The sequence below is a fragment of the Gardnerella swidsinskii genome (assembly GCF_003397705.1).
In the GTDB taxonomy this organism is placed as follows: Bacteria; Actinomycetota; Actinomycetes; order Actinomycetales; family Bifidobacteriaceae; genus Bifidobacterium; species Bifidobacterium swidsinskii.
Genome location: NZ_QJVB01000006.1, coordinates 56,205 through 63,737 on the forward strand (window position 1 = coordinate 56,205; position 7,533 = coordinate 63,737).

The following is a 7,533-nucleotide window of genomic DNA, read 5'->3' on the forward strand; positions in this document are numbered from 1 at the left end:
GCCTAGGGGTAATCCTCTCTAGGCTGTTTTTTATGCTCAAAAATCAAGCTATTAAGCCAATCTTAAACCTTTTAACGATAGCTTTTCCTATCGTTAAAAAGTGCACCCAATATCCATAGTGTGCACTCAAAAAGTGTAGCTATACTTGGAGTTCTCTCAATCCACGTCGAGAGTGTTGTCTTGATGTCAAAGATTGATTAGCTGGGTGCATTGAAAGCTTTGTGTAGCAGGGCTTAGCGAGGGCTATCGTTAAAAGGTTTAATGCGAAGCGGCTTCAAGCTGGGTTCTCGCGGTTTTTGAGTGCGATTTTGCTGTATCAGGGAAGATGTCGACGCTCTAGGGTTGAGTGCACAGGATGTTAACGTTAAAAGGTGCACCCACCTTGCACCCACCCTGCGCCCAGCTAGAAGTTAGGAAATAGGAGTTTAGAAACTTTCCTGTACCGTATGAGGGAGAAACTGAGTATGTGTTTAAGATGCAAACACGGCTAGCAGAAAAAGTAGCAAAACTACTACAAACACAAGCACAGCCAAAACGCGTGAAGATATAGGCAGTCAGATAAAAGAACGCGCCGAGGAACTTAGAAGAAGTGCGAAAATACTAAACCAAAACCGTCCCGCCAACCCGCACAGAGGACACGGAAGATGAAACTAGGATCTCTCCTGAAACAGCAGACCCTAAACGATTCGTTTTTGTCATGCTGTTAAAGATAAGTTAAACGTTTTCTTGAGTATGTGAAATAATTTCTGTAAAAAGCAGATGAAAGATTCCAATAGGTACTCCTGCGATATAAACTAATTAAAGGAGGCCGAAAAAATGGCAAGAAGCAAAAAAGAAAACATCCACAAAGTGAAAATGACTGAAGGGAAGCGGAAAATCATCCAAGGACTTCTCCAAGAATACGAAATTAAAACGGCAAAAGATATTCAAGATGCACTAAAAGATCTATTAGGCGGAACAATCAAAGAGATGCTGTAAGCTGAAATGGATAATCATCTAGGATACGAGAAATCGGAACGTAGCAACTCAGAAGATTATCGAAACGGCTACAAAGAAAAGACAGTGAACACAAGCTATGGTTCCATGTGCATAGAAGTTCCGCAGGATTGTAAATCCACATTTGAGCCACAGTTAGTAAAGAAACGCCAAAAAGACATATCAGAAATTGATCAAAAAATCATCTCAATGTACGCCAAAGGGATGACAACAAGGCAAATTTCAGATACATTGATGGATATTTATGGATTTGAAGTATCAGAAGGTTTCATATCTGACGTAACGGACAAGCTGCTACCACAAATAGAAGAATGGCAAAATCGACCATTAGATGAGATTTATCCGGTATTTTTTATTGATGCAATTCACTATTCTGTACGAGAAAATGGAATAATACGCAAACTTGCAGCCTACGTCATTTTAGGCATCGGCTGTAATGGCAAGAAAGATGTTCTAAGCATAGAAGTTGGTGAAAATGAGAGTGCAAAGTACTGGTTATCGGTCTTGAACAGCCTAAAAAATCGGGGCGTAAAAGACGTGATGATCATATGTGCTGACGGACTGGCCGGCATTCGTGAAGCTATATCTACAGCTTTTCCTAACACTGAATACCAACGTTGTATAGTTCATCAAGTCCGAAACACTCTGAAATATGTGGCAGATAAGGACAGAAAAGAATTTTCTAAAGATCTAAAGACAATCTACAATGCGGCAAACGAAGAACAGGGGCGCAAAAATCGAGATTATGTGACAGAAAAGTGGTCGACTAAATATCCCAATGCCATGAAACGCTGGGAAAGAGATTGGGATGTTATAACGCCTATCTTTAAGTTTTCAGCTGATGTTCGTAAGGTTATCTATACTACGAATGCAATTGAAAGTCTTAATGCAACTTATCGCAAATTAAATCGCCAAAGGAGCGTTTTTCCAAGCTCACAAGCGTTATTGAAGGCTTTGTATCTATCTACTTTTGAAGCTACGAAAAAATGGACTATGCCACTTAGAAACTGGGGTCAAGTTTATGGTGAATTAACGCTCATGTATGAGGATAGGCTACCTGAATAACTTGAAAATAGCAAGCAAAAGAGCAGACAGGAAACACCTGCCCGCTCTTGACATGCAATTTCACATGAATTATATAATAAATAACTGCTAAGTAGTTGGAATAGCAAGCATCTGGGCTCATTAGCAGAAAATTATATCACAGGAAATCTTATTTACAGAGATTTATTCACACGCTCGTTTTCTTTGTCGTAATCACGCTTGAGCGTTCGGTTTCCTAGTATTCTTCCAATAGTAAAACTAGTAAGAGACACTATAAGAAACACTAACCAAGTAGGCATTCCTGTTCCTCCTGCTTAACAGTGGGTAGAAACCCATGTCCAAAAGAAGCCTTCTCCTAGGGCTACTAATACGGCTATTGCCGGATTTACCCCAAGAAGCGCTAATGCACATTGCCAAGCGCTAGCATGTAAAGTCCCAATTGCGCTAACTAGATAAGGGCACACATCTGATTTCGAAATCCTAGATTGTGCACTAGCTAGGAGGTAGGAGCGTTGTTCATCGTCAAGATTTTTCATTGTATTGGATAGTTGACTTACTAGCTCTTCACCTGAAAAAACTTTTATCGTTCCGTCATAGTTAGAAGCAATAACTGTTCCTGTCTCGTAGTTGATTGTTACAGTTACTGTTCCTTTATTAGGGATAGTAACTGAACTAGTTTTTATTCCTTTTAGGTCACCTCCTGCGAAAGCAGGGATTTGGGATGGGTTGTCTGTAATTCGGTTAAATGAGAGAGGGATATTTTCTATGCGATTTATTACTGGAGTTTTCTGCTCATCTGCAGTAGCAACTGCTGAGCCACTAAAAACTAGTGCAATGGAACACAATGCGGTAATAGCTTTGGTAAGTTTCATTTTTGCCTCCTTAATCAGTAGCTGCTAACACCCAATTGCACCCGTAACGGTCATGCATGGGAGGGATGTATCTACCGGCATCATTGTGGTATCGATTGTGGATTCTGCGGAATCTGCAATCAAATTTGCCAGGTCACTTGCGTCTTTGAACACAGATTCAATGACCTTGTCTTCGAGTATGGTATCCTGCATCATTGAAGTTCCTTCTCTAGATTTTCTTGAGGTCAAGGTTTACGTATTATGATATACTTAGACCTAATTTTAGGTTACCGCACTGTCACGACTCGGGCAATATTTCGATGGAATGAAACTGCGGGGCTAAGATATAAGATAGTTTTCTTCATGTAGCCCCTGACTACGTTGCTGACGACTTGACGCACTTGTAATACCTGCTGATGAAGATGACTGGCCAAAATCTCCCGAGCAACCTGTCATGATGAGTTCTGACGAATCTGAATCAATACTCGTGATCAAGAACCCGAGCCTAGCGAGATACTTTGAGACAGCTTACGAGAAGGCAAGGAACTCATACCTCCTTCGTAACCGATTGCCTGATACGAGGTGGAACACCGAGAATTAGCACCATTTCTGCTTACCTACATGGGCAGGGCAAATGCCAAGATGTTTCCTTTTCGGTTTAGTATGAACTACTCGAAGGCAATCGCAACAAATGGATGTCTCATGCTTTATCTGTGCAGCGAGCAGAAGAAAGTAATTCAAGATGAATCCCCTCAGACATCGAGAATGTCCACGACGTCCTCAGTCAATTGTCGAAGGACTTGTTAATTGCTTATGCTTGCGTCTACGGGGGGTGACCTTAGGAAAATCTACCCGAAGGAGCTTCCCAATATCCCCGCTTCTCACCTAAGTCACATGCTCGGGTTCACCCAACGTCCTCAACAGGGGTCTTGTTCTAGGGTACAACTGCGTTTCCCTCTCATGTTGGGCGTCTTGCCATCATGCCCGCTAAGCTCTAATCAGGAGCAATAGCAATCCCGATAGCAAATACTTTTTGGCGCCTGTGAAACCTTTTGGCACTTCACTTCTACTCACGGTCAGAGGGGGCACAAGGTAGTGATCAAGCAGTCAAGGTGTAGAAGAACTTCGCTCCTGGACTACGCAACACTCAAATAGTCTGAGAAGAATCACGTGTCTTACCTAGCCAGGCCACAATCAGGCGAAGAACCTAGGCAAGCAGTAACTACGCCGCTTGTATCCAATACGGACGCTTGTGCGAAATGATTTGTTGGCAATCAGAGAGCGTCTCAGAATTTTGTTACTGAAAATAAACCAAAGATTAAGAAGTGCAACTGAACTTACAGAAACTTATGAGCAGATTATAAAAAAGTTGTCAAAGATATATAGTGAGGCACCACAAACGACAGATAAGGCAGTGAAAGAAGCATCAATATCCCTGAATATCAAAAGGGATAACGAGTTCTATGACGAGGAAATTAATGCAAATTTACCAAAATCTCTAAAAAGGAGTCAACTGTAATACGAAGAGGTATAACAAAGTGATATCAGTAGAGCAAAGAGAAAAGATAAGTAAAAGGTATCACAAAATAACATCAGCAATAAATGAAGAATTCTGGAAGATAAATAGTTCAATTGACAATAGTCTTTATGTTGGGTCATATGGGCGAAACACAGCAATTTGTACAAGTGACATAGATATTTTACTTTGCTTACCAAGTGCTATTTTCGATAGATTCAATGCCTTACGGGTAATTCACAGTCAAGATTATTACAAGCAGTAAAAACAGCAATAAAAGAAGCATATCCAAATAGTGATATTAGGGCTGATGGACAAATAATTAAAATAGCATTTTCTGATGGGATAATATTTGAATGTTTACCAGCTTTTAAGAATATATCAGGTTCATTTGTATATCCAGACTCAAACATGGGCGAAAATGGCTATCAACTAACCCTAAAGCGGAGCAGGAAGCTATACGTGAAAAAAATAAGACTAGCAATGGTCTGCTCGTATCAACATGTAAGCATATGAGGTATATACGAGATACTTTTTTCAAAAGTTATAAATTATCAGGAACCGTGATAGATAGTTTTGCTTATCAAGCAATTAGAAGCTGGAGATTTACTGAATCTGGTGGCAGTGAACCATTTTCTTATGAGAAACATTTGCTTGCGTTCTATAATGAGCACTGCTTTGGTTGGCTTTTGTCTGGAATGGGTGCTGCTGTTCGCAAGGCTCGTCACTAAGCATTGCGCGCATTAGCTAATGCACAGCTACCAGCGCTTGTAGTGTAGTGGCTTTGTAAATGCTAATGTTATACTTATGGTGGTTGTGGGTTCTCCTGCAGCCACCATTTTTCTAACTAATTGAATATATAAATTAATCAAAATTATTAATTAATCAAAATTATTATAGAATCGAGGCGACGCGGCCTATGTGTATTAAAAATTATAATTCGCAAACTGATTCTAAAGTTGAAATTTGTAAAGAGTGTATAGATAAAAAAACTTTAGACAGTATTAGTAGTTGTATAGGATTATTTTATGTGTTTTTAGCTGCTATACCAGTATCAGTGGTATTTATATTTTATAAAACCGATACTTCTATTGGTCGTTTATTTATTCTTCTATTTATGCTAGCTGCCTATATTACTTTTATTTTCTTTTATGTATATGCAAAAAAAGTTGAATGTACAGAAATTCAAGATGATTTAAAACCTAATACCTTATATATGTTGATTCTAACGACACTTGTGGGTTTATCTAGTATTATATCTACTTGTATTAAGTCAGATGATTATATTAAAATCAATGCACTTGTTATTCTGTTAGTTACTTGTTGTATTGGTGTTAAAGTGAAATCTTACAATAATAAATACACCTTAGCTAAGATTGACATAGACTATATGTCTACAACAAATAAGTATTCGAAGATTGGAGAACATGAAATAGAGAGTAAACTTCTTGTTAAAAGGAAGTCTTATCTAAAGTATTATAAGGTAATGGAAACGAATTATCTTATGATGTCAGTGCTCTTTACATTCATAACATCTGTATTAGGCATTAGTTCTATTGGCTTATTATAGAATGTAGCAAGTTGTTCGTGCTAAGTATAGCTATGTAGTTCTTTTATTCCCGTGTATGCATAACATGTTGCTATGCATACACGGGAACATGGTTTTATTGGCTTCAATTCCGTATATTTAGTTTTTACCTGTCTATTTAGTTTTTACTGTTTTTATCCGTTTCATTCTTACTTGAATGAGATTTTATGTGTGTTATTAAATCTCTTAGGAACGAAATTGCTGGTAATGCCAATGGCGTCCATGACCATTGGTTATTTGTAATAAGGAAAGCTATTAGTCCAGAAAGCAAGCATAAAACAAATAGTACAGTGCTTATCCATGTATTTCTTTTAGATGTTTCTATTTCTGCTTTAACAAGTTTGTCTTGTCGTTTAGACTCATCGACCGTAAAAGCATCTGCCTGATTAAGTATTCTTTCTTGTACATTCGTTGGGTACAAATTAAAACTTTCTGGATCTGGCAGTATTCCGCTCCATTCGTCGCTATAACCTAGAGTCTTGAGTGCAAATATAAGTGAAGCAGCTTGTTTTTCTTCAAAGGTAGTTGAATCTATTGTTTCGTTAATGTCATTTGACGTAATTCCGTCGACACTCCCAGCAGTATTCGAGTCATTCTTCGATTCATGATTTGTTTTTGAGCGTTCTTCATTGACGCCTGGCGATATTGTTCCAGCTTCTGAGTCTGATTCGCGCTCGGAATCGTCGGCATAATTGAAATCATTTTTCACAAACTCCTACCTTTTGCTAGTGCGGTTTGATTCTCAAATGAGAATTTAATAGTTTACGCAATATAAAACAGTCTACACAATATAATGAAACTATTTTACATTATTGTTTATTGCTTAGCTAGTGTATAACAAGATTGTTTTTGATTAAAGCAGTAATGTTTATTGAGTTATAAAAGTGATTGTGTTTTTGTTTTAACATTTTATCTCTTATTTGTGTTGGCGTTGGTTGCGTATGTGTGTGTTTTAAGTGTTGAGTGTGTTGTTTTCGGTTTTGTTTGCTACTAGGGACATTCAAAACCGAAAGCTTTTTGTTTTTCACTCTTTTTGTTTTGAACTGTTTTAGTCTATAATCCCTGTTTTTTTGTAGTGTTTTTGTTGTTTTGTATTATTATTTGTTGTTTTTTTGACCAAGGGTATAGTGTTATCAAATTTGTCAAATAAGCTATTTGATTTGTGTAGTTTGTAGTGAATTATGTAAGTTGGATAGCGATTTGAAGGTAGTTATGTAAGTTTACATGTAAGCCTGCATGTAAGTAGTTATGTAGGTTTGCGTATAAGTTTGCGTTATTTTGAAAGAGTTTTCGGGGAGAGCTGGTTGCTGTGAAGTCAATTTTTAGCAAAAATAATATTTTTATTCGTATGAGATCTATTAGTCCAGCATTGCGATGGGCTTTGGTTGGCTTCTGTTTTTCTATGCTCGGCAATCAAGCGTATGAAGGATCGGTTTTGCCTTCTATTATTATTGTGGGTTTGCCGGCTTGGGTGATTGGTTTTCGTAAGACTTTTATGACGGTTGCCGATTTTCTTTCGCCATGCTCTGGTTGGATTG

6 protein-coding genes and 3 pseudogenes are annotated in these 7,533 nt (G+C 38.1%); 6 read left to right on the forward strand and 3 right to left on the reverse strand.

Features of this window, described 5'->3' with window-relative positions; all coding sequences use genetic code 11:
• The first annotated feature begins 855 nt into the window (after window positions 1-855).
• Window positions 856-2,061: pseudogene (locus D0T18_RS06710) on the forward strand (IS256 family transposase).
• A 293-nt stretch (window positions 2,062-2,354) separates the two neighbouring features.
• Here D0T18_RS06710 and D0T18_RS06715 read toward each other — a convergent pair.
• Window positions 2,355-2,912, reverse strand: a complete 558-nt coding sequence (locus tag D0T18_RS06715) for a hypothetical protein (RefSeq protein WP_116440738.1) — start codon at window positions 2,910-2,912, stop codon at window positions 2,355-2,357.
• Between the two features lie 24 nt (window positions 2,913-2,936).
• Entirely contained in the window at window positions 2,937-3,107 is a 171-nt protein-coding gene (locus D0T18_RS06815; protein WP_162861155.1) for a hypothetical protein, read from the reverse strand.
• 1,036 nt (window positions 3,108-4,143) lie between these two features.
• Here D0T18_RS06815 and D0T18_RS07045 point away from each other — a divergent pair.
• The 4 genes and pseudogenes from D0T18_RS07045 to D0T18_RS06725 all read left to right on the forward strand — a co-directional run bounded on the left by D0T18_RS07045 (window position 4,144) and on the right by D0T18_RS06725 (window position 5,977).
• Window positions 4,144-4,410, forward strand: coding sequence for a hypothetical protein (locus D0T18_RS07045; RefSeq protein ID WP_116440739.1), 267 nt, complete (start codon window positions 4,144-4,146; stop codon window positions 4,408-4,410).
• A 19-nt stretch (window positions 4,411-4,429) separates the two neighbouring features.
• Window positions 4,430-4,923, forward strand: a pseudogene (locus D0T18_RS07050) (SMODS domain-containing nucleotidyltransferase).
• Between the two features lie 47 nt (window positions 4,924-4,970).
• The gene (locus D0T18_RS06885; RefSeq protein ID WP_205411960.1) at window positions 4,971-5,138 is read left to right on the forward strand and encodes a hypothetical protein; all 168 of its coding nucleotides are present in this window, start codon (window positions 4,971-4,973) and stop codon (window positions 5,136-5,138) included.
• A gap of 188 nt (window positions 5,139-5,326) precedes the next feature.
• Complete coding sequence (locus tag D0T18_RS06725; protein ID WP_116440740.1) at window positions 5,327-5,977, forward strand: permease; 651 nt, start codon at window positions 5,327-5,329, stop codon at window positions 5,975-5,977.
• Window positions 5,978-6,113: 136 nt separating this feature from the next.
• On the opposite strand, the gene D0T18_RS06730 is transcribed toward D0T18_RS06725, so the two are convergent.
• Window positions 6,114-6,704 (reverse strand): hypothetical protein, encoded by a 591-nt coding sequence (locus D0T18_RS06730; protein WP_116440741.1) that lies wholly within the window; start codon window positions 6,702-6,704, stop codon window positions 6,114-6,116.
• Between the two features lie 600 nt (window positions 6,705-7,304).
• Between D0T18_RS06730 and D0T18_RS06735 the strand changes: the two are divergent.
• A pseudogene (locus D0T18_RS06735) lies at window positions 7,305-7,533 on the forward strand (MFS transporter); the annotation flags it as partial.

Coding starts and splice junctions, on each gene's coding strand:
- D0T18_RS06815 (WP_162861155.1), bottom strand. CDS start 3,107: ATGATGCAGGATACCATACTCGAAGACAAGGTCATTGAATCTGTGTTC.
- D0T18_RS06715 (WP_116440738.1), bottom strand. CDS start 2,912: ATGAAACTTACCAAAGCTATTACCGCATTGTGTTCCATTGCACTAGTT.
- D0T18_RS06725 (WP_116440740.1), top strand. CDS start 5,327: ATGTGTATTAAAAATTATAATTCGCAAACTGATTCTAAAGTTGAAATT.